Here is a 24,619-nt window from a genome sequence, read left to right on the forward strand (position 1 = left end):
CGTTCGGGGCTTTTGGCGTTGGGGCCGCGCGGCTATAAGCGCGCGGCGGCCGCGCCTTTTCGCCCGCCCCCCGATGGTTTCGCCAAAGGTCTGACATGTCCGCTTTCGTCCTCACCGACCATCCCGCCCTCGACGCCCTGGAGCGGGACATCGCCGGCGCCATCCTCGCCGCTTCCGGCGAGGCGGAGCTGGAGCAGGTGCGCGTCTACGCCCTCGGCAAGAAGGGCAGCGTCTCCGAGCTGCTGAAGTCCCTCGGCACCATGTCGCCGGACGAGCGCAAGGTGATGGGCCCCGCCATCAACGGCCTGCGCGACCGCGTGCAGGGCCTGCTCGCCACCCGCAAGGAGACGCTGAAGTCGGCCGCGCTCGAAGCCCGCCTCGCCACCGAGCGGCTCGACGTGACGCTCCCCACCCGCGAGACACCGGCCGAGATCGGCCGCATCCACCCCATCGCGCAGGTGACGGAAGAACTCACCGCCATCTTCGCCGACATGGGCTTCTCCGTGGCGGAAGGGCCGGACATCGAGACCGACTTCCACAACTTCACCGCGCTGAACTTCCCCGCCGGCCATCCGGCGCGCGAGATGCACGACACCTTCTTCCTGCCGCCCAATACGGAGGGCGAGCGGATGGTGCTGCGCACCCACACCTCGCCGGTGCAGGTGCGCACCATGCTGGGCCAGAAGCCGCCCATCCGCGTCATCTGCCCCGGCCGCACCTATCGTTGTGACAGCGATCAGACCCACACCCCCATGTTCCATCAGGTGGAGGGGCTGGTGATCGACAAGGGCTCGCACATGGGCCACCTGAAGTGGATCCTGCAGGAATTCTGCAAGGCCTTCTTCGAGGTGGAGAATGTGACGATGCGCTTCCGCCCGTCCTTCTTCCCCTTCACCGAGCCGTCCATGGAAGTGGACATCCAGTGTGACCGCTCGCGCCCGGGCGAGATCCGCTTCGGCGAGGGCAATGACTGGCTGGAGATCCTGGGCTGCGGCATGGTGCATCCGAACGTGCTGCGCAACTGCGGCATCGACCCGGACGAGTATCAGGGCTTCGCCTGGGGCATGGGCATCGATCGCATCGCCATGCTGAAGTACGGCATGAACGACCTGCGCGCCTTCTTCGAGGCCGACGTCCGCTGGCTCTCCCACTACGGCTTCCGCCCGCTCGACTTCCCGACGCTGGCCGGCGGGCTCTCCGCCTGACCTGCCCCGTCCCCCTTCGTCTGTCCGATCCCCGCGGCCGCGCGCTCGTCCAGCGCAGGCCGGCCGCCCATGAAGGCATCCGCGCCATGAAGTTCACCTGGTCCTGGCTCCAAGAGCATCTGGAAACCACGCAGCCGATGGACGCCATCGTCGAGAAGCTGTCCCTCATCGGCCTTGAAGTGGAAGGCGTCGAGGACAAGGCGAAGGCACTGAAGCCCTTCATCGTCGGTGAAGTGCTCACCGCGGAGAAGCATCCCAACGCCGACAAGCTGCGCCTGTGCACCGTCAACATTGGCACCGGCAGCCCGGTGCAGGTGGTCTGCGGCGCGCCCAATGCGCGGGCCGGCATCAAGGTGGTGTTCGCCTCCCCCGGCACGGTCATCCCCGCCACCGGGACCGAGCTGAAGATCGGCACCATCCGCGGCGTCGAGAGCCGGGGCATGATGTGCTCCGCCCGCGAGATGGGCCTCTCCGACGAGCACGACGGCATCATCGAGCTGCCCGCCGATGCGCCCATCGGTGCGCCCTTCGCGGACGTGCTCGGCCTCAACGATCCGGTGATCGAGATCGCGGTGACCCCCAACCGCGCCGACTGCCTCGGCGTCTCCGGCGTGGCACGTGATCTGGCCGCCGCCGGCCTTGGCGAACTCATGGCCCCGCGCATCGCCCCGGTGGAAGGCAAGTTCCCCGCGCCCCTCAAGGCGACGCTCGATTTCGGCGACACGCCCGCGCTCAGCCCCGCCTTCGCGCTGCGCGTGGTGCGCGGCGTGAAGAACGGCCCCTCCCCCGAGTGGCTGCAGGACAAGCTGCGCGCCATCGGCCTGCGCCCCATCAACGCGCTCGTGGACGTCACCAATTTCATGACCTTCGACCGCAACCGGCCGCTGCACGTCTTCGACCTGAAGAAGGTGACGGGGGATCTCGTGGTGCGCCGGGCGAAGGCGGGCGAGACCCTGCTGGCGCTGGACGGCAAGACCTACACGCTCGACGAGAGCATGTGCGTGATCGCCGACGACAAGGGCGTGGAGAGCCTGGCCGGCGTGATGGGCGGCGAGGAGAGCGGCTGCGACGAGAGCACCACCGACGTGGTGATCGAAAGCGCGCTGTGGGACCCCATCAACATCGCCCAGACCGGCCGCAAGCTGGGGCTGAACTCGGACGCGCGCTTCCGCTTCGAGCGGGGCATCGATCCGGCATTCACCCTGCCGGGTCTCGACCTTGCGACCCACCTCATCCTCGACATCTGCGGCGGCGAGCCCTCAGAAGTGGTGCTGGCGGGCGCCATCCCCGACACCACCCGCACCATCGCCTTCCCCCTCTCCGAGGTGAAGCGCCTGTCCGGCCTCGAAGCCTCGCGCGAGGAGATCGTCGGCGTGCTGGAAGCCCTCGGCTTCACCGTCTCCGGCTCGGGCGAGAGCGTGGACGTGGTGCCGCCCTCCTGGCGCGGCGATGTGGAAGGCAAGGCGGACCTCGTGGAAGAGGTGGTGCGCATCCTCGGCCTCGAGCGCGTGACGCCGACCGAATTCCCGCGCGAGAACGCCCGCCGCCCGGTGCTCACCCCCCTCCAGCAGCGCACCCGCAAGGCGCGCCGGGCGCTCGCCGCGCGCGGGCTCGTGGAGGCCGTCACCTGGTCCTTCGTCTCCACGCCGCAGGCGGAACTGTTCGGCGGCGGAGCGGCGGAACTCGCCCTCATCAATCCCATCGCCTCCGACCTCTCGGACATGCGCCCCAGCCTGCTGCCGGGCCTCATCCGCTCGGGTCAGGCCAATGCGGATCGCGGTTTCGGCGATGTGGCGCTGTTCGAGGTGGGCCAGGTGTTCGCCGGTGACCGCCCGCTGGACCAGCGCCAGCAGGCCTCCGGCATCCGCCGCGCCACCGCCCGCCCGAGCGGCGCGGGCCGCCACTGGGACGGGAAGGCCGAGAGCGTCACCGCCTTCGACGCCAAGGCCGATGCGCTGGCCGTGCTCGCCGCCTGCGGCGCGCCGGTGGCCAACCTCCAGGTCACGCGCGATGCGCCCGGCTGGTATCACCCCGGCCGCTCGGGCGTGTTCCGCCTCGGCCCGAACGTGATCGGCACCTTCGGCGAACTGCACCCCTCGGTGCTGGAAGCGCTCGATGTGGCCGGCCCCGTGGTGGCGTTCGAGATCACGCTGGACCGCATTCCCGAGCCCAAGGCCAAGCCCACCAAGGTGAAGCCGCTGCTCGACCTCTCCGCCTTCCAGCCGGTGAAGCGCGACTTCGCCTTCGTGGTGGACCGGGCGGTGGCGGCCGGCGACATCGTCAAGGCAGCGCAGGGCGTGGACAAGAAGCTCATCACCGAGGTGAACGTGTTCGACCTCTATGAGGGCGCGGGCGTCGGCGAGGAGAAGAAGTCGGTGGCCATCGAGGTCACGCTCCAGCCCCGCGAGCGCACGCTGACCGACGCCGAGATCGAGGCGGTCGCGGGCAAGATCGTCGCCGATGTGACCAAGAAGACCGGCGCCACGCTGCGCGGGTGAGGGGCGGGGCCCCGCTCCCGGCCTGTCCGCGACGGCTTCGGGGCGGGCTCTACGTCCCCGGCCGCGTGTACCCCCCTCCCCGGCCCTCCCCCGCAAGGGGGGAGGGAGCACGGTGCGCGGGACGAAGAAGTGCGAGCCGTGCCAGATCGAGAGCGTGCCCCACGGGACGCACGCGACAAAGCCCTCCCCCCTTGAGGGGGAGGGTTGGGAGGGGGGTAACGCCCGCTCCGCAAACCTGACCTCAGAAGAGCCCCACAACCGCCCTAAGGCGCGAGGCTAGCCCCCTGCACGCCCAGCAGGCGCAGGGCCTGGCCGGCGGCGCGTTCGCCGGAAGCCCAGGCACCGGCCAGCGTGCCCCAGAGCGTCTCGTGGGTGTGTTCGCCAGCGAAGATCAGGCGGTTCGCCACCACTTCCGTGAACGCGCGGCGCATGTTGCCGCTGCCCGGCAGGGCGCAGGAGATGCCGCCCAGCGTCCAGGGCTCCTTGCTCCAGCGCGTCTGCACCACCTTGCCCATGCGCTTGCCGATGTCGGTGCCGAAATCGGCGATGAGCGCCGCCTTCACATAATCGGCGCCTGCATTCGATCCGCCGTCCGAGAGGGCCTGCGCCTGCGGGCCGCCGACCTCCGCCACATGCAGGTCGCTGCCGCCGACGCGGGCTTTCAGGACCAGTGGACGCTGGGTGCCGGCCTGCACGATGATCGTCTCGTCGTCCGCCGCGCGCAGCGGGTTGCCCGGCAGCAGGAAGGCCACCTTCTCGCGGGCACCCAATGTGATGCGCTCCACCGCCGCCCGCTGGCGGGTGGGGAGCATGGGAAGGATGCGCAGCTTGCCAGCGAGCATCAGGCTTGGCGGCACGGCAACGACGACCGTGCGACCGGTCACCGTGCCGCGATTGGTGCGCACCTCGACGATGCGGCTGCCGATGTCCACGCTCGTCGCCGCCGTGTCCATGCGCACCGTAAGGGCGGAGGCGAGTTGTGCCAGCAGTGGGCCGAAGCCGTTGGGCGCCAGCAGCGCCTCCTCCCGGTCCTCGGCGCGGGAGAAGTCCACGGTCGAGACCTGATCGAGGTCCTTGGCACAGCGCAACGGCCCGACAAAGAAGCTGGCGGCGGCGCCGAAGGCCCCAAGATCGGGCGGCAGCACGCGCGCCGCCGGCAGGTCACGGCCCGCATCGCCCGCGGCGCCGATGGCGCGCTCGACCCGGCGGACAGTGGCGGCGAAATCCTCATATTGCGTGTCGGTGGCCTCGCGGGCGCCCGTGTAGAGGCGGGCCCCGCTCGGGGCGAGATCCAGCTCGCCGCCCGACTGGCGGGCGAGTTCGGCCAGCGAACTGGCCCCGGGCAGATAAAGCCGGCTCGCACCGAGATCGAGCGGCAGACCAAAGCTTGCGGTGTCGGTCAGCACCCGGCCGCCGATGCGTTTGGAGGCTTCGATCAGCGCATAGGTGCGCCCGGCGGCAGCCACCTTGCGGGCGGCAGCGATGCCGGCCGCGCCCGCGCCAATGATGATGACATCCACCGGCCCCGCCGTGCCCTGGCCGAGTGCCCGTGCAAAGGCCGGCAAGGCGAAGGCACCCGCCAGCAGCGCGCGGCGGGTGAGGCCGCGCAGGACGCGCCGGGCCTCGAAGGCCCCGTCGGCGGGGGAACGGAACGGATCAGGCGGCACCATGGGGGAGATGTAGCACGCCCCCCGGCGTCCCGCGACGGGCTCAGTTCTGCCGGGTGGCGACGAAACGGGCGACTTCCGCCAGCACAGCGCCCTGCGCACCAAAGGGGGCGAGCGCACCACCGGCTTCCGCCACGAGGTCCGCGAGCAGCGCCCGCGCCCGCTCCATGCCGAGCGCCGAGACGAGCGTCGCCTTGCCCGCCTGCGCATCCTTGCCGACGGACTTGCCCAGCGCCGCAGCATCGCCCTCGATGTCGAGAATGTCGTCGGCGATCTGGAAGGCGACGCCCAGCGCCGTGCCATAGGCGGCGAGGGCCGCGCGAGCCTCAGCATCGGCACCGCCCAGCAGTGCGCCCATCTCCACGCCAGCCCGCAGCAGCGCGCCGGTCTTCATGGCCTGAAGGGTGCGAATATCCGCCTCGGACAGCGCCTGCGGGGTGCCGCCGGAGAAGCGGCCCTCGGCCGCCAGATCCAGCATCTGCCCGCCCACCATGCCGCCGATGCCAGAGGCCCGCGCCAGCAGGCGCACGAGCGCGATGCGCACCTGCGCGTCCGGATGGGCGTCCTCGCCCGCCAGAAGATCAAAGGCCAAGGTCAGCAGGCCGTCACCGGCAAGGATCGCCGTCTCTTCCCCGAAGGCCACATGCACGGTCGGGCGCCCCCGGCGGAGCAGGTCGTTGTCCATCGCCGGCAGGTCGTCATGGATCAGCGAATAGCAATGCACGCATTCAAGCGCCGCGGCGGCGGTGATGGCCCGCGCCAGCGGCACGCCGAACAGGGCCGCGCTTTCCACCACGAGCAAAGGCCGCAGCCGCTTGCCGCCGTCGAGGGACCCGTGGCGCATGGCCGCCATCAGGTGGGACGGGCGGGTGCGCTCGCCCTCCAGTGGGGCGTCGGCCAGCGCCTCGATCAGGCGCTGCTCCGTGGCGGCGGCCACGGCCTGGAACCGCGCGGCCAGAAGGTCGGAAGGGCTGGTCACGGCAGATGTCCCGGAATTGGCGATGACGAGAGCGCGGAGCGGCGCGGCATTGACGCCCGCCTCCGGTTGCCCCAACCCGTCCGGGGGGTCAAGCGCGGCAGCGGAACCTTTGCGCTAGAACCGCCGTTGCAGGAGGCAGGCATGGCGCGGCGGGCACAGATGGGCACACTTCGTTGGATCGCACGGATCGTCATCGGGCTCGTTGCGATCCCTCTCGTCCTGTCCATCCTCTACACCGTGGTGAACCCGGTCTCGACTCTGATGATCGGCCGCTGGCTCACCGGGCAGCGGGTGGAGCGCGTCTGGACACCCATCGAGCGCATGTCGCCCATCCTCGTGCGCACGGTCATCGCCTCCGAGGATGCCCGCTTCTGCCAGCACTGGGGCGTGGACATCGGCGAGATCCGGGCGGCGCTCGCCCGCGCCGACGACGACGTGGACGAGGCACGCGGCGCCTCCACCATTCCCATGCAGGTGGCCAAGAACCTGTTCCTCTGGCCCGGCCGCTCTTTCATCCGCAAGGGCATGGAGCTGCCGCTGGCGCTCTGGATCGACCTCGTGCTCTCCAAGCGCCGGCTGATGGAGATCTATCTCAACATCGCCGAGTGGGGGCCGAACGGCGAATTCGGTGTTGAGGCCGGCGCTGAACGCGCCTTTCGCAAGAGCGCGGCGCAGGTCACGGCGCCCGAGGCGGCGCTTCTGGCGGTGATGCTGCCGAACCCCATCCGCCGCGATGCCGGCCGTCCCTCTGCCGGCGTCCAGCGCCTTGCCGCGCGGCTGGACCGGCGTGTCGATCAGGAAGGCCCGGAGATCGTCTCCTGCCTGGGGCTTGCACGCTGAGGTCCCGAAGCTGCATCTGTGTCTTGATCCTGCCGCTCTCGCTCGCCAGAAGAGGGCTTCACCCCGCGAGGAGCCCCATGACCGAACCCGCATCCGGCCAGACGCCACCGCTTCCCCCTGCCGCGCCCAAGCCGAAGATGGGCCTCGGCATGAAGCTGGCGCTGGAGATGGGACCGCTGGCCCTGTTCTTTGCCGGCAATTCCTATGGCGGGATCTATGTGGCGACCGGCGTCTTCATGGTGGCGACCGCTGCCGCGCTGCTCGCCATGTGGGTGCTGGCACGAAAGATCGCGGTGATGCCGCTGGTCTCGGCCATCGTCGTCATGGTGTTCGGCACGCTGACGCTGGTGCTGCAGGACGACCATTTCATCAAGATCAAGCCGACGCTCGTGAACGCCCTATTCGGCGCGCTGCTGCTGGGCGGGCTCGTCTTCCGCAAGCCGCTCCTGCCTTACGTGCTCGACGGCATGGTGAAGCTCACCGATGAGGGCTGGCGCATCCTCACCATCCGCTGGGGTGTGTTCTTCCTCGTCATGGCGGTGCTGAACGAGGTGGTCTGGCGCTCGGTCTCCACCGACACCTGGGTCAACTTCAAGACCTTCGGCTACCTGCCGCTCACCTTCCTGTTCGCCATGGCGCAGGCCCCGCTCATGGCCCGTCATGAGGCCAAGCCGGCCGAAGGCGAGGCGTAATCCTCAGGCCGCCGGCTTGCCGCTGAGCCGCTCGATGAGCGGCATCAGCTGCTCGCGGACCGTCTGCTCCGAGAGCGGGCCGACGAACTTCTGCGCGATGGTGCCGTCGGGGGCGAGCACGAAGGTCTCCGGCACGCCATAGACGCCCCAGTCGATGGCGGAACGGCCGGAGGCATCCACCCCCACCGCCGCATAAGGCAGGCCGAAGGTGCCAAGGAAGCGCCGGGCATTGTCCGGCTGGTCCTTGTAATTGAGCCCGACCAGCAGGATGCGCGGATCGCGCGAAAGCCCCATCAGCACGGGATGCTCCTCCCGGCAGGGCACGCACCAGGACGCCCAGACGTTGACCAACGCCACCTTGCCCTTGAGCTGGGCCGAGGTGATGCCCGGCACGGGACCGGACGAACCCGACAGTCCGGCAAGGGGCTGGAGGTCGATGGCGGGCGCCGCCTTGCCCACCAGCGCCGAGGGGATGCGCGAGGGGTCGCCCGCGAACAGCCGCACGAAGAAGAGGGCGGCGAGCGCGAGGAACACCGCCAGAGGCAGGATGACGAAGAGGGGCCGGCGGCGGCGCGGCGTTTCAGGCGTCGTCATGCCTCACCCCCGCTGGGCCCGGCGGCGGATGCCGCGGGCTTCCAGTTCCTTGAGCGCCCGGCGCTGGGCGCGGTTGTCGAGGATCAGCGCCAGCGTCAGCCCGCCGAGGCCGAGAATGGCGACGCCATAGGCCGCCCCGATGAAGAGGTCGTAATTCATCTCAGGCGCCGTCCCGCGCGGCCGCCCGCGCCTCGAGGGCCTGCACGCGTCGGCGCAGGATTTCCGTGCGCATCGCCAGCATGTGCAGAGCCAGGAAAAGCAAAGTGAAGCCGGTGGCGCAGGTGAGCAGCGGCCAGAGCAGGCTGCCGTCGATGGTGGAGCCGCCCATGCGGAACACCGAGGCCGGCTGGTGCAGCGTGTTCCACCAGTCCACGGAGAACTTCACGATGGGCACGTTGATGAAGCCCACCAGCGTCAGCACGGCGGCGGCGCGGCCGGCGCGGTTGGGATCATCGATGGCCGCGCGCAGGGCCATCACGCCCAGATAGAGCAGGAACAGCACAAGCACGGAGGTGAGGCGCGCGTCCCACACCCAGTAAGTGCCCCACATGGGCCGCCCCCACAGGGCGCCGGTGATGAGGCACAGGCAGGTGAAGGTGGCACCGACCGGGGCCAGCGCCTTGTGCGCCACGTCCGCCAGCGGATGGCGCCACACCAGCACGCCCAGCGAGGACATGGCCATCAGCGAATAGCCGAACATGGCGAGCCAGGCGAAGGGCACGTGGATGTACATGATCCGCACCGTCTCACCCTGCTGGTAGTCCGGCGGCGCGCGGAAGGCGAGGAACAGGCCGGCGGCCAGCACCACCACCGCCGCCCAGCTGAGCCAGGGCAGGACGCGGTCGGAGAGCCAGACGAAACGGGTCGGGTTGGCAAGCGCGAGAATTCCCATGGGCCTCGCTTCTAATGGGGAACGCGCGGCGCGCAAACTGGGACGCTTCGGCGCGAGGGAAATGCTTCCACTGCGGAACCTTCCGTAAGTGGCTAAAAATCTCTTGTCTTGCTAGAAGTTGCCGACAAGAGACTGGTTTCGGGGGGACAATGCCGGTCATCACGCTGCCGATCGGCGCGCCCTTTCAGGAGGCCGCCGTCAATACCGCGCACATCTTCTGCGCCGCGCCGGACGCGGAAAATCCTGACAGATCAAACCTGTTCATCCATGCGGTGGGCCAGCCGGCACTTCTGGTCGAGCTGCCGCTGGAGACGCTCGCAGAACGTCTCGGTGACGATTTCGTGAGGCTCGACGTGGCCGGAGCCGAGGGGGTCGCCAACTACCTCAGCCGCAGCCACTGGGTCAGCATCGCCCCGCATCCCGAGACGCCGGACGTGACGCAGGTGGACTATCGCTACGCCTTCGTCCTTGTGAAGGGCGCCATGGACGCGGTGATCGCCCGCCTCACCCCCTGATCGCCGCCCGCCTCAACGCCCGGTCCGGAGCGCTGCGGCCGCCGCGACCGGCCCCAGCACCAGCGCGAACAGCGTCAGCCCGATGAGGATGCGGAACGGCGTGCCGAAGGGCACGGGGCCAGTGATGGCGGCGCTGGTAGCCGAAACCGCGAAGATCAGCACCGGGATGGCCAGCGGCAGCACCAGCACCGCGATCAGCAGGCCGCCGCGCCGGAAGGCGCCGGAGAAGGCCGCGCCGATCAGGCCCAGCGCCGTCACCGCCGGCGTGCCCACGAGCAGCGTCAGCACCACCGCGCCGATGGCCTGAGGGTCGAGGTTCAGCATCAGCGCCAGCACGGGGGATGCCAGCACCAGTGGCAGGCCGGTGGCGAGCCAATGGGCGAGCCCCTTGGCGGCGGTGACGAGCTCCAGCGGCAAGGCGGACAGGGACAGGGCGTCCAGCGAGCCGTCCTCCACATCCGCGGCGAACAGCCGCTCCAGCCCGATGAGGCTCGCCAGCAGCGCGCCGATCCACAGCACTGCCGGTCCGATTCGCGCCAGCAAGGCGAGATCGGGCCCGACGGCGAACGGCATGATCGTCACCACCGAGAGAAAGAAGACGACGCCCAGCCCGGCGCCGCCGCCCGAGCGCAACGCCAGTTTCAGATCGCGCCGCACGATGGCGAGGAAAGCGGACGTCATGCACGGATGCTCCGGAGGGTGGGACCGCGGAGCCTGCACCCGGCCGAGCCCCCTCCCCGCCCCTCCCCCGCAAGCGGGAGAGGGAGCCTGTTGTGCAAGCGGCGCGGGCCGGCGTCGTTGGCCGGAGGCAAAGCCCTCTCCCGCTTGCGGGGGAGGGTTGGGAGGGGGCAGACCGGGCGCATCACTACGTTCATCTGAAGAGCCAACACCCCCATCACGCCCCTCCCGTCGCCGCCTTGCCGAGGCGCAATTCGGAGACGTTCGGCCCGAAGTCGAGGGGCGTATGCGTCGCGGCCAGGATGAGGCCGCCGCAGGACAGATGGTCGCGGGCCAGCTCCGCGAAGCGCGCCTGCGCCGTCACGTCGAGCGCCGTGGTCGGCTCGTCCAGCACCCACAACAGCCGTTTCGACACCAGCAACCGCGCGATGGCGAGGCGGCGCTTCTGGCCTGCGGAGAGCACCGAGGCCGGCAGGCGATCGAGGCCGCCGAGGCCCACCTCCTCCAGCGCATCAGCCGGCGAAAGACCCGTCGCGCCCAGCACATCGCGCCAGAAGGACAGGTTCTCGCGCACCGAGAGCGCCCCCTTCAGCGCGTCGTCATGGCCGAGGTAGTGAAGCTGCTCCTTGAGGGAGAGATCGGGATCCGTTCCGCGCAGCGCGACGTTGCCTTCCGTAGGGGTCAGGAGCCCCGCGACGATGCGCAGGAGCGAGGACTTTCCGGCACCGTTTGGACCGACCACGATAAGTGCATGGCCGGCCTGCATTTCGAACGACAAACGTGAGAAAAGTTTCCGTTGTCCGCGCTGGCACGAAAGGCCTTGTGCATGAAGGATCGGCGCGGTATTCGCCCCGCCGGCCGAGGGCATTTCAAGTTGGTTCATTTAAGTCTTCTTACCCAATGACCGCCGTTTGAAATCGCTCTATAAAGCGCCCTGAACCGCACCGCCCATGGTGTCGGGGTCTGCGTTCCCCGCCCCCTTGGCGATTTGCGTCGGTCGATCATCGAACCGGAGAAAACGCGCCGTGACTTCTCTCGACAGCTTCAAGAGCCGCACCACACTCAAGGTGGATGACCAAGAGTACGTCTATTACAGCCTTGAAGCGGCCGAGCAAAACGGCCTGCCCGGCGTCTCCCGCCTGCCCTTCTCCATGAAGGTGCTGCTCGAGAACCTCCTGCGCTATGAAGACGGCCGCTCCGTCACCAAGGACGACGTCGTCTCCATCGCCGAATGGCTCACCTCCCGCGGCAAGGCGGAGAAGGAAATCGCCTATCGCCCTGCCCGCGTGCTGATGCAGGACTTCACCGGCGTGCCGGCGGTGGTGGACCTTGCCGCCATGCGCGACGCCATGGTGAACCTCGGTGGCGACCCGGAGAAGATCAACCCGCTCGTGCCGGTTGATCTGGTGATCGACCACTCGGTGATCGTGAACTTCTTCGGCGACGCCACCGCGTTCGGCAAGAACGTGGAGGAAGAGTACAAGCAGAACCAGGAGCGCTACCGCTTCCTGAAGTGGGGCCAGAGCGCGTTCGACAACTTCCGCGTCGTGCCCCCCGGCACCGGCATCTGCCACCAGGTGAACCTCGAATACCTCGCCCAGACCGTCTGGACCCGCTCCGAGACCATCGGCGGCAAGGACGTGACGGTGGCCTATCCCGACACGCTCGTCGGCACCGACAGCCACACCACCATGGTGAACGGCCTCGGCGTGCTCGGCTGGGGCGTGGGCGGCATCGAGGCCGAGGCGGCCATGCTCGGCCAGCCCATCTCCATGCTCATCCCCGAGGTGATCGGCTTCAAGCTCTCCGGCAAGCTGAAGGAAGGCATCACCGCCACCGACCTCGTGCTCACCGTCACCCAGATGCTCCGCAAGAAGGGCGTGGTGGGCAAGTTCGTGGAGTTCTATGGCCCCGGCCTCGAGCACCTCTCGCTCGCCGACCGTGCCACCATCGCCAACATGGCCCCGGAATACGGCGCCACCTGCGGCTTCTTCCCGGTGGACAGCGAGACCATCGCCTATCTCGACGAGACCGGCCGCGCCGATGACCGCGTGAAGCTCGTGGAGGCCTATTCCAAGGCCCAGGGCATGTGGCGCACCGCCGAGACCCTCGACCCGGTGTTCACCGACACGCTGGAACTCGACCTCGACACCGTGCTGCCCTCCATGGCCGGCCCCAAGCGCCCGCAGGACCGCGTGCTGCTGTCCGAGTCGAAGACCGGCTTCCTCTCGGCCCTCGAAGGCGAGTTCAAGAAGGCCGGCGAGGCGGCCAAGCGCGTGGCGGTCACCGGCGAGGACTACACGCTGGGCCATGGCGACGTGGTGATCGCCGCCATCACCTCCTGCACCAACACCTCCAACCCCTCCGTGCTCATCGCCGCCGGCCTCCTGGCCCGCAACGCGGTGAAGAAGGGCCTGACCCGCAAGCCGTGGGTGAAGACCTCGCTGGCCCCCGGATCGCAGGTGGTGGAAGGCTATCTCAACGCCTCCGGCCTGCAGGAAGACCTCGACAAGGTGGGCTTCAACCTGGTCGGCTTCGGCTGCACCACCTGCATCGGCAACTCCGGCCCGCTGCCGGAAGCCATCTCCGAGGCGATCAACAAGAACGACCTCGTGGCCGGCGCCGTCATCTCCGGCAACCGCAACTTCGAGGGCCGCGTCAATCCGGACGTGAAGGCGAACTACCTCGCCTCCCCGCCGCTGGTCGTCGCCTACGCGCTCGCCGGCTCGCTCCAGATCGACCTCACCACCGAGCCGCTCGGCACGGGTTCGGACGGCCAGCCGGTGTACCTCAAGGACATCTGGCCCTCCAACAAGGAGGTCGCCGACTACATCCGCCAGAACGTCACCAAGGCGATGTTCAAGGAAAAGTATTCGGACGTGTTCAAGGGTGACGCGCACTGGCAGAAGATCCAGGCGCCCACCGGCCAGACCTATGCCTGGCAGGACAGCTCCACCTATGTGCAGAACCCGCCCTACTTCGTCGGCATGACGAAGGAGCCGGTGCCGGTGAAGGACATCCTCGACGCCCGCATCATGGGCCTGTTCCTGGATTCCATCACCACCGACCACATCTCGCCCGCGGGCTCCATCAAGCAGGCGAGCCCGGCCGGCAAGTATCTGATCGAGCACCAGGTCCGCCCGGTGGACTTCAACCAGTACGGCACCCGCCGCGGCAACCACGAAGTCATGATGCGCGGCACCTTCGCCAACATCCGCATCAAGAACCAGATGGTGCCGGGCGTGGAAGGCGGCGTCACCGTCCACTATCCGGACGGCGAGCAGATGCCGATCTACGACGCGGCCATGAAGTACCGGGCCGAGGGCGTGCCGCTGGTCGTGTTCGCCGGCAAGGAATACGGCACCGGCTCCTCGCGCGACTGGGCGGCGAAGGGCACCAAGCTGCTCGGCGTGCGCGCCGTGGTGGCCCAGTCCTTCGAGCGCATCCACCGCTCGAACCTTGTCGGCATGGGCATCGTCCCTCTGGTCTTCAAGGACGGCGAGAGCTGGCAGACGCTGGGCCTGAAGGGCGACGAGATCGTCACCCTCAAGGGCATCGAGGGCGACCTCAAGCCGCGTCAGAACCTGACCGCCGAGATCAAGTTCGCCGACGGCACCGTCAAGAATGTCGAGCTGCTCTGCCGCATCGATACGCTGGACGAGTTGGACTACTTCCGTAACGGCGGCATCCTGCCCTACGTGCTGCGCTCGCTCGCGGCGTGATCCTGCCGGGCGGATGCGGCCGTGGCCGCTTCCGCCCGTTCTTCCCGAAGGCCCCGCCGCCGGAATGGGCGCTTGCGGGGCCTTCTTGCATCTCACTGCGAAGTGACTCGCCCCGGCGCTGCCCGGCGCCTATGCGTTGACTGGTTCTTCACCACGTCACGGCTAAATCCTGCATCCATGACCCACGCCTTCCTTCCGCACCGCCTGCTCTCCGCCTTGCTGATGCTCGCCTGCATCGGCTTCGGCACGCAGGCCATGGCGGAGGACGCCAAGGCGGACGCGAAGACCAACGCTGCCAACGCCTCCGCCGGCACCGAACTGCCGAAGGCCGTGGTGGAACTCTTCACCAGCCAGGGCTGCGCCTCCTGCCCGCCCGCCGATGCCCTTCTGGGCGAACTGGCGCGTGATCCGGGCGTGATCTCCCTCACCCTGGCGGTGGACTATTGGGATTATGTCGGCTGGAAGGACACTCTCGCCCAGCACGGCCATACCCAGCGCCAGCGCGCCTATGCGGACGTGCGCGGCGACCGCAAGATCTACACCCCGCAGATGGTGGTGGACGGCACGCAGGCCGCCGTCGGCAGCGACCGGCTGGCGGTGGAGAAGGCGCTGATGAGCGCCAAGGCCGGCGGCTCGGCCCTCATGGTGCCGGTGAAGCTCTCCCGCGACGGCGACGACCTTCTGGTGGATGTGGGCGCGCTCGCGCAGGCCCCCGGCGCGGAAGTCTGGGCCTGCCCCGTCATCCGCAGCCAGACCGTCTCGATCGGCCGGGGCGAGAACAGCGGCCGTCAGGTGACCTATACCAACGTGGTGCGCGGCTGGGTCCGCGTCGGCACCTGGGACGGCGATCCGGACACCTTCAAGGTGCCCGTGAACCAGTTGCGCTTCGAGGGTGCCAATGCCGTGGTGGTGCTGGTCCAGTCCGGCACGTTCGCCGCCCCCGGCGCCATCCTCGGCGCCGCGACCACCCCCCTGAACTGACCCACCATCCGATCCGGTGTCCGACGCGCCGCACGGCGATGACCTGCGTCGGCGAGCGCCCGGCCTTCCAGCGTCCAGGCTTCCCAACGCCAGGCAACAAAAAGGCCGCTTGCGCGGCCTTGGAAGTTCAAAATTTGGAAGCGTAGCAGTGACCGGTTCACACCACCCCGGGGGGCTGGGGGGCTGGGATAGACCGGAGCGGCGGAACCGGCCCTGCTACGGGTATGAAGATCGCCCAAGCGATTGTCCCCCGCTTGACCGAAAGGCGGCGAGACTGTGGTGGGCAGTGACGAGCGCGTGATTACGCCGAAGCTCAAGCTGCGTGGCCCGCGAAGCCGGCTATGCGCCCCCTTGAAAGGCGGTGCTGCCGGGACGATCATGGCTGCACCAGCCAAGGAGGCCCGATGGGCGAGATCGAACCCATACACCGTGGCCCGGCCCCCGCGCCAGCGGCACCCGTGACCCCCGCCCCAGCCGTCGTGACCTTCGACCGCCATGAACTGGACCGCATCCTCAGCCTGTACGGCCGCATGGTCGCGGCCGGCGAATGGCGCGACTACGCCATCGACTTCCTGAAGGACCGTGCGGTCTTCTCCATCTTCCGACGCTCCCTCGACGTGGCGCTCTACCGCATCGAGAAGGACCCCAAGCTCGCGCGCCGGCAGGGCGCCTACAGCGTCGTCTCCCAGACCGGCCTCATCCTGAAGCGCGGACAGGACCTGCCGCGCGTGCTCGCCGTGCTGGAGAAGCCGCTGCGCACGGTGGGCTGAAGCGGCAGGAAGCGGGGTCTGCCGGGGAAGGGTTGTTCCTGCGGCGGGGGTCGGGCATCGTGCGCGCCGCATCAACGGATGGCCCAATGTCTTCTGCACCCCGCCCGATCCAGCCCGGCGACCACGTCTTCCTGGTGGACGGCTCCTCCTTCGTGTTCCGCGCCTATTTCCAGTCCATCAACCAGGACCGGAAGTACAATTACCGCTCCGACCGCCTGCCCACCGGCGCGGTCCGGCTGTTCTGCACGAAGCTCTTCCAGTTCGTCCGCGACGGGGCGCTGGGCATCCGGCCGACCCACCTCGCCATCATCTTCGACAAGTCCGAGGACAGCTTCCGCAAGGAGCTCTATCCGCTCTACAAGGCCAACCGCTCGGACCCGCCGGACGATCTCATTCCGCAGTTCCCGCTGATGCGCGAGGCGGTGAAGGCCTTCGGCCTCATCCCCGTGGAGCAGGCCCGCTATGAGGCGGACGACCTCATCGCCACCTATGCCCGTCAGGCGCAGGCGGCGGGCGCGGACGTGCTCATAGTCTCCGCCGACAAGGACCTGATGCAGCTCATCGGCGAGCGGGTGGCCATGTATGACCCCGCCTCCGGCGAATCGGGCGGGCGCGGCTCCCGCCCCGAGCGGCGCATCGGCGTGCCGGAAGTCGTGGAGTATTTCGGCGTCGGGCCGGAGCAGGTGGTGGACGTGCAGGCGCTGGCCGGCGATTCCACCGACAATGTCCCCGGCGTGCCCGGCATCGGCATCAAGACCGCCGCCACCCTCATCAAGGATTATGGCGACCTCGACACGCTGCTGGCCCGCGCCTCCGAGATCAAGCAGGAGAAGCGCCGCCAGTCGCTGATCGAGCATGCGGACAAGGCCCGCATCTCGAAGGAACTGGTGAAGCTCGTCACCGACGTGCCGCTGGAGGTGCCCCTCGCCGACCTCGTGCTGGAACAGCCGGACGGCAAGCAGCTCGTGTCCTTCCTGAAGGCGATGGAATTCACCACCATCGTGCGCCGGGCCGCCGAGGCCTTCGGCGTCGAAGCCGCCGAGATCGACCCCGACCCGCGCCTCGCCGTCTCCGGCTCGGGTCCGCTGTTCGCCGGCCAGAGCGCGCCCGTCTCGACCCCGCCCGAGGCAGACACGGACACAGCGCCCCCAGCCCCCCCGGCGGTGGCCCTGACCGGCGCACGGCCGAACGTCCTCGAACCCGCCGACCTTGCCGCCACCCGCGCGCAGGAGGCCCGCGCCACCAAGGTGGACCGCAGCCACTACCGGATGCTCACCAGCCTCGACGAGCTGAAGGCCTGGTGCGCCAAAGCCCGTGACCAGGGCTTCGTGGCTTTCGACACCGAGACCACCTCGCTCGATCCCATGCAGGCGGACCTCGTGGGCGTCTCGCTGGCGCTGGCGCCGAACGAGGCCTGCTATATCCCGCTCGCCCATGTGGGCGCGGGCGACGGCCTGTTCACGGAAGGGCTGCTGCCCGGCCAGATCCCCTTCAACGACGCCCTCGCGGCGCTGAAGGGGATGCTGGAGGACGGCGGCACGCTGAAGATCGGGCACAACGTCAAGTACGACGCCGCCGTCCTCGCGCGGCACGGCATCACGGTGGCCCCTTATGACTGCACCATGTGCATGTCCTATGCGCTCGATGCCGGGCGCGGCGGGCATGGCATGGACGAGCTGTCCATCAAATATCTTGGCCACACGCCCATCGCCTTCACGGAAGTGGCGGGCAAGGGCAAGAGCCAGATTACCTTCGACCGCGTGCCGCTGGAGGCCGCCACCGCCTATGCGGCGGAGGATGCGGATGTGACGCTCCGGCTCTGGCGCGTGCTGAAGCCCCGCCTGCCGTCGGAGGGCATGACCACGGTCTATGAGACGCTGGAGCGCCCGCTGATCGCCGTGCTCGCCCGCATGGAGGCGCGCGGCATCTCCATCGACCGCGCGACGCTCGCCCGCCTCTCCTCCGAATTCGCCCAAGGTGCCGCCCGGCTGGAGGACGAGATCTCAGGGCTCGCCGGCGAGAAGATCAATGTGGGCTCGCCCAAGCAGATCGGCGACCTCTTGTTCGGCAAGATGCAGCTGCCCGGCGCCACCAAGACGCCGACCGGCGCCTGGTCCACCAAGGCGAACGTGCTCGACGAACTCGCCGAGGCCGGCCACGAGCTGCCGCAGAAGATCCTCGCCTGGCGCCAGCTCTCGAAGCTGCGCTCCACCTATACGGATGCCCTGCCCAATTACGTGAACCCGACCACCCACCGGGTCCACACCTCCTATGCGCTGGCGGCCACCACCACCGGGCGCCTGTCCTCCTCGGAGCCCAATCTCCAGAACATCCCGATTCGCACCGAGGAAGGCCGCCGCATCCGCCGCGCCTTCGTGGCCGTGCCGGGCACCAAGCTCGTCTCGGCGGACTATTCGCAGATCGAGCTGCGGCTGCTGGCCGAGATCGCGGAGATCCCGGCGCTGCGTCAGGCCTTCAGGGACGGCATCGACATCCACGCCATGACCGCCTCCGAAATGTTCGGCGTGCCGGTGGAGGGCATGCCCTCGGAAGTGCGCCGGCGGGCCAAGGCCATCAATTTCGGCATCATCTACGGCATCTCCGCCTTCGGCCTCGCCAACCAGCTCGGCATTCCGCGCGACGAGGCGGGCCAGTACATCAAGCGCTATTTCGAGCGCTTCCCCGGCATCCGCGCCTATATGGACGAGACCCGCGCCTATTGCCGCGAGCACGGCTATGTGGAGACGCTGTTCGGCCGGCGCTGCCACTATCCGGATATCGCTGCCTCCAACCCATCCATCCGTGCCTTCAACGAGCGCGCCGCCATCAACGCCCGCCTTCAGGGCACGGCGGCGGACATCATCCGCCGCGCGATGATTCGCATGGAGGGCGCCCTCGCCGATGCCGGCCTGTCGGCCCGCATGCTGTTGCAGGTGCATGACGAACTTGTGTTCGAGGTGCCCGATGCGGAGGTGGAGGCGACCCTGCCCGTGGTGCGCCGGGTGATGGAGACGGCGGCGCGCCCGGCCGTCGAACTCGCCGTGCCGCTACAGGTGGAAGCCCGCGCTGCCGACAATTGGGAAGAGGCCCACTGAGGCTGCGCCCGCTCCTTCTTGAGCGGCTTTCTGAAGCAGCACGCTGCTGCCGACACCAAACAGGCGCGGGCATCAAGACGCAGATTTTCAGGAAAAGGCCGGTTTGAGGGAGGAGAGCGGGGGCGGTTGCTCTCCTCCCTCTGCACCGATCAGGACCCTGTGTTGCGGATCAGGGTCTTGACCGAACCGTTCGGTCACGGTGGTTATTGTAATAGCCGCCGGTTCGCACTATTTCAACAGAGAACTGAACGGTTCGGTCAGAAATTTCCATCGGGCGGAGGGACGGCACCGGATGGACAGGACGGCCGCTTGATTATGGGCGCCCGTCGAGGAATAGAAAGATGTCGAAGGAGAACCGCATTTTGAGCGTTCCAGCTGCGAACGAGACCCCCGCCTTCGGCGCCGGACAGGCGCCGGAGAAGCGACGCCAGATCCTGAGCGGCGCGCGCGAGGTGTTTCTGGAGCGCGGCTTCGACGCGGCCAGCATGGGCGACATTGCGCGGGCGGCTGGCGTCTCCAAGGGCACGCTCTATGTCTATTTCGAAGACAAGGTGGATCTCTTCGCGGCCCTGGTGACCACCGAATGCGAGGAGACCGCCGAGCGCCTCTTCGTGCTCGATGCCAAGGAGCCGGACCTCGCGGCCGCCCTCAAGAAGCTGGGCATGTCGTTCCTGGAGGCGATGCTGCGGCCGGAGCATGTGGCGACGGTCCGCATGGTGATCGCCACCGCCGAGAAATTTCCCGAGATCGGCCGCCGCTTCCTCGATGCCGGTCCCAATTCCGGCGTGCGCCGCCTCTCCACCTTTCTCTCCGCCAAGGTGGCGCAGGGCGAGCTCGACATTGATGACGTGGACTCGGCGGCCAGCCAGTTCCTGTCGCTGTCCAAGGACACGATCCTCGCGCCGGTCCTGTTCGGCTCGGCGGCCACCATCAGCCGCGACCATATGGAGAAGACCGTGGAGCGGGCTGTGAACCTGTTCCTGCGCGTCTATGGCGCGCGACGGAACGACTAGGCGCCCGCACGTCCACCGCGCCCCTGCGCGCCGCGATCAGGCGCGCCAGAAGGGCTTGTCGGCCTCCCGCCGGGCAAGACGCGGATGGATGCCCGCGTCCCGGAGACGCTCCGCATCCAGCTCCGCGAGCTCCGCCCGCGAGCGGACACGCCACATCCACAGACGGATCAGGCCCATCAGTCCGGCCGGGCGAGGCATGGGCGCGGGCGTCTCGGGTGTAAGCACGCGATCCGGCACCGCTGCACTCGGTGCAATTTGCACATTGCTCCGAGAGGCAGGGCGAACCTGGACCTTGGAAGCGCCCAACGAAGAACGGGACTGCTGCGGCGACATCTGAAATGCTCCCGGTCGAGCCGCTTTGTGCCAGCGGCTCTCGCATTCATTGTCCCGATGTGATATCAGCGCAATCAATACATTGCACTCGGAGCAATTATGTCCGACACCGCCGCCCGCGGCGACTATCGCGCGCTCGCCGATAGTATTGCTGCCGATATTGCCGCCGGCCGCCTGTCCGCCGGCACGCGCCTGCCGCCACAGCGCGAGTTCGCCTACCAGCACGGCATCGCCGCCTCCACCGCGAGCCGCGTCTATGGCGAGCTGACGCGGCGGGGCCTCATCAGCGGCGAAGTGGGGCGTGGCAGTTATGTGCGGGCCCGCCGGTCGGCCCTCGACGACACGCTCGGCGAGCCGGTGAAGAGCTCGCTCGATCTCCAGCTCAATTTCCCGGTCCTGCCGGGGCAGGAGGCGGAGGTCAGCGCGATGATCGCCAGGCTCACCTCGCCGGGGCTCCCTGCCTCCGTCTTTGCCGCGACGGGTGCGGCCGGCACGCCCGACATGCGCGCGCTCAGCGCCGGCTTCCTTGGCCGCGCCGGCTGGCGACCGGATGCGGACGGTCTCGTCTTCACCAATAACGGGCGTCAGGCCATCGCCGCGGCTCTTGCGGCCCTCGCCCCGCCGGGGGAACGGATCGGCGTCGAGGCCCTCACCTATCCCGCGGTGAAATGGCTGGCGGCGCGGCTCGGTGTCACCCTCGTTCCCCTGCCCATGGATGGACAGGGCCTGCGCCCCGACGCCCTGCTGAAGGCCCACCGCACAGCCCCGCTGGCGGGTGTCTATCTCCAGTCCAGCCTGCACAATCCGCTCGGTGTCTCCATGGATGCCGCGCGGCGCCGGGAGATCGCCACGCTGCTGCGGGCCGAGGGCCTGATGGCCATCGAGGACACCGTCTACGGCTTCCTGTCTGAGGAAGAACCGCTGGCCGCGGCGGCGCCGGACCATGTGCTGCTGGTGGACAGCCTGTCGAAGCGCGTGGCGCCTGGCCTCACGCTCGGCTTCATCGCCGGCCCGGCGTCCTGGTCCGGGCGCCTCGTCACCTGCGTGCGCTCCGGCGCCTGGACGGCCAACGGCCTCACCCAGTTTCTGGGGACGCAGGTCATGGCCGAAGGGCTCGCGGCCCGCCTCGTCACGGGCAAGCGCGCCGATGCCCGCGAGCGGCAGGCGCTGGCAGGAAGCATCTTCCCGAAGGGCGTGCTCAAGGCGGACCCGCGCTCCTATCACTCCTGGCTCAAACTGCCCGACATCTGGCGCGCCGAGACCTTTGCCGCCGCCGCCACGCGGCAGGGCATTGCGGTGACGCCGGCCTCGGCCTTTGCCGTGCCGCCGACGCAGCCGCCCAATGCGATCCGCATCGCTCTGTCGCGTCCGCCGCTCCCCGTGCTACGGGAAGCGCTCCTCACCCTGCGCCGCCTGCTGGAGAGCGGGCCGCAGGAGAGCGAGGTCGAATAGCGCCGCACCGCAGCGCAGCCCCCTGTGCGCCTGCGAAGCGGCCCGCTTCCGCGACAAGGGTTTAATCGTTTAGTGTGCCGCAATCCCGATGCGGCGCACTGCCGTCGGGCGGATCGCGGGAGGCGCGGCATGGACGGAGCGGTGAGCGGCCGAATCACGCTCCAGCAGCTGGCGCAGGCCCTCGGGCTGTCCACCGCCACGGTCTCGCTGGCCCTGCGCGACAGCCAGGTGGTGGCGGAGGCGACCCGCCTCAAGGTACAGGAGGCCGCCCGCGCGCGCGGCTACGTGGCCAATCGCGGCGCCGCCTCCCTGCGCACGGCCCGCACCAACATCGTCGGCATCGGCCTGCACGACATCATCAACCCCTCCTTCACCGAGCTTCTCGCGGCGCTGGAGGATTCCCTCAGCGCGGCGGGCAAGACCATCCTGCTCGGCGTCAGCCAGGAGGACGTGACGCGGCAGACCCGCACCCTCGGCACGTTGGCGGAATACCGGCCCGATGCCTTCATCGTCTCGCCCGCCGCGGGCACCACGGTGGACGACCTCAAGGCGCTGGCCGCCAGCGGCATCGCCGTGGTGCAGGTGACGCGCGAGGTGGAGGGCTCGGGCTTCGACTTCGCGGGTTCCGACGACACGGCCGGCGTGGCGCTGGCGGTCGCCCATCTGGTGGACCTCGGCCACCGCCGCATCGGCATGATCGGCAGCCTGCCCATCGCCTCCACCGGTCGCCGCCGCCTCGCCGGCTATCGCCAGGGGCTCGAGGACGCGGGCCTGCCCTTCGATCCCGCTTTGGTGGCCGAGGGGCCCGGCCTGCGGGAGACCGGACGCGCCGGCGTGCTGAAGCTGCTGGCCCTTCCCGATCCGCCCACGGCGGCGGTGTGCTTCAACGATCTCAACGCCTTCGGCGCGCTCATGGGCCTGCAATCGGCGGGGCTGACCGCCGGCCGCGATTTCTCGCTGGTGGGCTATGACGACATCGGGGAGGCGGCGCTGTGGCACCCGGCGCTCACCACGGTCTTCACCCGCATCCCGGAATATGGCCACATCGCCGCGGAACTCGCCCTCGCCCGCATCGCCGAGCCCGGCCGTCCGGTGGAGCGCGTCGCGCTGATGCCCAGGCTGGTGGTGCGCGAGACGACGACGCCCCCCCGCCGCCGCTGACATCCGGCCGCATTCGGGCTCTAAACTGCGCGCATGTCGTCTCTTGCCACCGCGAGCCTACCCGCGCACGAGCCCCTGCGGCTCATTCCCGTGTCCGATCCCGACGATCCGCGCATTGCCGATTACCGCGACGTGCGCGAGCGCGATCTCGTGGGCCGACGCGGCCTCTTTATGGCCGAGGGCGAAGTGGTGCTGCGGCTGCTGACCGCCCACGGTGGACGCGACCTGCATTCGGTCCTCGTCTCGCAGGCCAGCCTGCCGCGCATTGCGGATGCCCTTGACCTGCTGCCCCGCAACGTTCCGGTGCATGTGGCGGGACAGGCGGTGATGGACGCCATCGTCGGCTTCCACATCCATCGCGGCATTCTCGCCGTGGGACGCGCCCGGCCGCAGGTGCCGGCGCCGGAACTCCTGGCCAGCCTGCCGGAGCGGGCGCTGGTGGTGGCGCTCCAAGGCATCGCGAATCACGACAATATGGGCGGCATCTTCCGCAATGCCGCCGCCTTCGGTGCGGACGCGGTGCTGCTCGATTCCGCCTGCTGCGATCCGCTCTATCGCAAGGCGATCCGGGTCTCGGTGGGGGCCTCCCTCATCGTGCCCACGGCACGGGCGGGCACCACAGCGGAGATGATGGAGGCCATCGCGGCGGCGGGCTTCGATCTCGTCGCCCTCAGCCCCTCGGGCCGCGAGCGGCTTTCGGACATCGTGCCGGGCGGGCGACAGGCTGCTCTCTTCGGGACCGAAGGGCCCGGCCTGCCGCCGGAGGTTCTGGCCTCGACGCGGACCATCTCCATTCCCATGGCAGCCAGCTTCGACAGCCTGAACGTCGCCACCACCAGCGGCATCGTGCTGCATCACCTGAGCCGGACGGGCGGCTGACGCCTCCATGCCGCAGCTTGGGATGCCTACAAAGCGCAAGCAGGCAATTGCACAGGCAAAACCATTAACCTATATTCATCAACGTCCATTGATCATGCCCAGACGCTGAAACCTCAGGTTGTCTCATTGATCGTCGGCGCCAGTTGCACCGGCTGAACTGTGGAAATTCTGAATGAGCAGATTTTCGTCTCGCCGGCATCCGGCGCGAGAATGGATTTTCCTTGCCTTGATCTGGAGCGCCCTCGGCCTTGTGGTGGCCCGCGTGGTCGCGGGGCTCGTGCCGGACTATTCCGCGCTCGCCGCGGAAATGCGCTGCGCGCTCATTCTTCTGTCTGCACTCGCAACCATCGCGCTGTCCGCCGGCCTCACCCTCGTCTGGAACGGACGTCGTCGCGGACCCACAACACGCCGCCAGAGCGACTTCCGCCGGCAGGATGCGTCAGTGCGTGGATAGACGTCCGGCGCGGAAGACGCGCTTCATGCGCGTTTGTGGATCGGAGCAAATGTCGGGATCAGGGAAGCGTGGTAGCAGCGGGCGGACTTGAACCGCCGACCTCCGGGTTATGAATCCGGCGCTCTCACCAACTGAGCTACGCTGCCACAGGCGCGGCCTCAAAGCGGCCCTCGCCTCGCGAGGAGCGCATATAGGGGTG

The 24,619-nt window shown here is 68.8% G+C and carries 22 protein-coding genes and 1 tRNA gene; 14 read left to right on the forward strand and 9 right to left on the reverse strand.

Annotation, left to right across the window (positions count from 1 at the left end; genetic code table 11):
• Nucleotides 1-95 precede the first annotated feature (95 nt).
• Together pheS and pheT are read left to right on the forward strand one after the other, a co-directional pair.
• Nucleotides 96-1,205 (forward strand): phenylalanine--tRNA ligase subunit alpha, encoded by a 1,110-nt coding sequence (pheS, locus tag AZC_RS22820; protein WP_012172968.1) that lies wholly within the window; start codon nt 96-98, stop codon nt 1,203-1,205.
• Between the two features lie 86 nt (nt 1,206-1,291).
• On the forward strand, nt 1,292-3,703 hold the full coding sequence (pheT, locus tag AZC_RS22825) for a phenylalanine--tRNA ligase subunit beta (protein ID WP_012172969.1): 2,412 nt from the start codon (nt 1,292-1,294) through the stop codon (nt 3,701-3,703).
• A 263-nt stretch (nt 3,704-3,966) separates the two neighbouring features.
• Here pheT and AZC_RS22830 read toward each other — a convergent pair whose 3' ends face one another.
• Together AZC_RS22830 and AZC_RS22835 are read right to left on the reverse strand one after the other, a co-directional pair.
• Nucleotides 3,967-5,373, reverse strand: a complete 1,407-nt coding sequence (locus AZC_RS22830; RefSeq protein WP_012172970.1) for a flavin monoamine oxidase family protein — start codon at nt 5,371-5,373, stop codon at nt 3,967-3,969.
• Between the two features lie 40 nt (nt 5,374-5,413).
• Nucleotides 5,414-6,349: a polyprenyl synthetase family protein gene (locus AZC_RS22835; RefSeq protein ID WP_012172971.1), complete on the reverse strand. Its 936-nt coding sequence runs from the start codon at nt 6,347-6,349 to the stop codon at nt 5,414-5,416.
• Between the two features lie 159 nt (nt 6,350-6,508).
• Between AZC_RS22835 and mtgA the strand changes: the two genes are divergently transcribed.
• A complete protein-coding gene (gene mtgA, locus AZC_RS22840) occupies nt 6,509-7,189 on the forward strand; it encodes a monofunctional biosynthetic peptidoglycan transglycosylase (protein ID WP_043880646.1) in 681 nt (226 codons plus the stop codon).
• Between the two features lie 77 nt (nt 7,190-7,266).
• On the forward strand, nt 7,267-7,881 hold the full coding sequence (locus tag AZC_RS22845) for a septation protein A (protein ID WP_081434084.1): 615 nt from the start codon (nt 7,267-7,269) through the stop codon (nt 7,879-7,881).
• Nucleotides 7,882-7,884: 3 nt separating this feature from the next.
• Here the strand turns inward: AZC_RS22845 and AZC_RS22850 are convergent, their stop codons facing one another.
• From AZC_RS22850 to AZC_RS22860, 3 genes are read right to left on the reverse strand one after another with little or no spacing between them, the layout of a single operon-like run.
• Complete coding sequence (locus AZC_RS22850; protein ID WP_012172974.1) at nt 7,885-8,475, reverse strand: DsbE family thiol:disulfide interchange protein; 591 nt, start codon at nt 8,473-8,475, stop codon at nt 7,885-7,887.
• A 3-nt stretch (nt 8,476-8,478) separates the two neighbouring features.
• On the reverse strand, nt 8,479-8,634 hold the full coding sequence (ccmD, locus tag AZC_RS22855) for a heme exporter protein CcmD (RefSeq protein ID WP_012172975.1): 156 nt from the start codon (nt 8,632-8,634) through the stop codon (nt 8,479-8,481).
• Between the two features lies 1 nt (nt 8,635).
• Nucleotides 8,636-9,367 (reverse strand): heme ABC transporter permease, encoded by a 732-nt coding sequence (locus AZC_RS22860; RefSeq protein WP_012172976.1) that lies wholly within the window; start codon nt 9,365-9,367, stop codon nt 8,636-8,638.
• A 149-nt stretch (nt 9,368-9,516) separates the two neighbouring features.
• Between AZC_RS22860 and AZC_RS22865 the strand changes: the two genes are divergently transcribed.
• Entirely contained in the window at nt 9,517-9,882 is a 366-nt protein-coding gene (locus AZC_RS22865; protein WP_043879773.1) for a hypothetical protein, read from the forward strand.
• A gap of 12 nt (nt 9,883-9,894) precedes the next feature.
• On the opposite strand, the gene ccmB is transcribed toward AZC_RS22865, so the two are convergent.
• Both ccmB and ccmA read right to left on the reverse strand, forming a co-directional pair.
• Entirely contained in the window at nt 9,895-10,563 is a 669-nt protein-coding gene (ccmB, locus tag AZC_RS22870; RefSeq protein WP_012172978.1) for a heme exporter protein CcmB, read from the reverse strand.
• A gap of 214 nt (nt 10,564-10,777) precedes the next feature.
• Nucleotides 10,778-11,428 carry a heme ABC exporter ATP-binding protein CcmA gene (gene ccmA / locus AZC_RS22875; protein ID WP_043879774.1) on the reverse strand — a complete coding sequence of 217 codons (651 nt, stop codon included), beginning with the start codon at nt 11,426-11,428 and terminating at the stop codon, nt 10,778-10,780.
• A 157-nt stretch (nt 11,429-11,585) separates the two neighbouring features.
• Here ccmA and acnA point away from each other — a divergent pair, with 157 nt between their 5' ends.
• The 5 genes from acnA (at nt 11,586) to AZC_RS22900 (ending at nt 20,141) form a co-directional block, all read left to right on the forward strand.
• Nucleotides 11,586-14,282: an aconitate hydratase AcnA gene (gene acnA / locus AZC_RS22880; protein WP_043879775.1), complete on the forward strand. Its 2,697-nt coding sequence runs from the start codon at nt 11,586-11,588 to the stop codon at nt 14,280-14,282.
• A gap of 177 nt (nt 14,283-14,459) precedes the next feature.
• On the forward strand, nt 14,460-15,263 hold the full coding sequence (locus tag AZC_RS22885) for a DUF1223 domain-containing protein (RefSeq protein WP_043879776.1): 804 nt from the start codon (nt 14,460-14,462) through the stop codon (nt 15,261-15,263).
• A gap of 404 nt (nt 15,264-15,667) precedes the next feature.
• Nucleotides 15,668-16,033, forward strand: coding sequence for a DUF2794 domain-containing protein (locus tag AZC_RS22890; RefSeq protein WP_043879777.1), 366 nt, complete (start codon nt 15,668-15,670; stop codon nt 16,031-16,033).
• An 86-nt stretch (nt 16,034-16,119) separates the two neighbouring features.
• Complete coding sequence (polA, locus tag AZC_RS22895; RefSeq protein ID WP_043879778.1) at nt 16,120-19,128, forward strand: DNA polymerase I; 3,009 nt, start codon at nt 16,120-16,122, stop codon at nt 19,126-19,128.
• A 362-nt stretch (nt 19,129-19,490) separates the two neighbouring features.
• Nucleotides 19,491-20,141, forward strand: a complete 651-nt coding sequence (locus AZC_RS22900; RefSeq protein ID WP_052286112.1) for a TetR/AcrR family transcriptional regulator — start codon at nt 19,491-19,493, stop codon at nt 20,139-20,141.
• A 36-nt stretch (nt 20,142-20,177) separates the two neighbouring features.
• Here the strand turns inward: AZC_RS22900 and AZC_RS25635 are convergent, their stop codons facing one another.
• Nucleotides 20,178-20,339 carry a DUF1127 domain-containing protein gene (locus AZC_RS25635; protein ID WP_244421759.1) on the reverse strand — a complete coding sequence of 54 codons (162 nt, stop codon included), beginning with the start codon at nt 20,337-20,339 and terminating at the stop codon, nt 20,178-20,180.
• A 234-nt stretch (nt 20,340-20,573) separates the two neighbouring features.
• On the opposite strand from AZC_RS25635, the gene AZC_RS22905 reads away from it, so the two are divergent.
• From AZC_RS22905 to AZC_RS22920, 4 genes are all read left to right on the forward strand, one after another.
• The gene (locus tag AZC_RS22905; RefSeq protein WP_012172986.1) at nt 20,574-21,926 is read left to right on the forward strand and encodes a PLP-dependent aminotransferase family protein; all 1,353 of its coding nucleotides are present in this window, start codon (nt 20,574-20,576) and stop codon (nt 21,924-21,926) included.
• Between the two features lie 129 nt (nt 21,927-22,055).
• Nucleotides 22,056-23,087, forward strand: coding sequence for a LacI family DNA-binding transcriptional regulator (locus tag AZC_RS22910; protein ID WP_043879779.1), 1,032 nt, complete (start codon nt 22,056-22,058; stop codon nt 23,085-23,087).
• A gap of 33 nt (nt 23,088-23,120) precedes the next feature.
• Nucleotides 23,121-23,966 carry a TrmH family RNA methyltransferase gene (locus AZC_RS22915; protein ID WP_012172988.1) on the forward strand — a complete coding sequence of 282 codons (846 nt, stop codon included), beginning with the start codon at nt 23,121-23,123 and terminating at the stop codon, nt 23,964-23,966.
• 226 nt (nt 23,967-24,192) lie between these two features.
• Complete coding sequence (locus AZC_RS22920) at nt 24,193-24,420, forward strand: hypothetical protein (protein ID WP_043879780.1); 228 nt, start codon at nt 24,193-24,195, stop codon at nt 24,418-24,420.
• A gap of 69 nt (nt 24,421-24,489) precedes the next feature.
• Here the strand turns inward: AZC_RS22920 and AZC_RS22925 are convergent.
• Nucleotides 24,490-24,566, reverse strand: a tRNA-Met gene (locus AZC_RS22925).
• Between the last annotated feature and the right edge of the window lie 53 nt (nt 24,567-24,619).

It is taken from the genome of Azorhizobium caulinodans ORS 571 (assembly GCF_000010525.1).
In the GTDB taxonomy this organism is placed as follows: domain Bacteria; phylum Pseudomonadota; class Alphaproteobacteria; order Rhizobiales; family Xanthobacteraceae; genus Azorhizobium; species Azorhizobium caulinodans.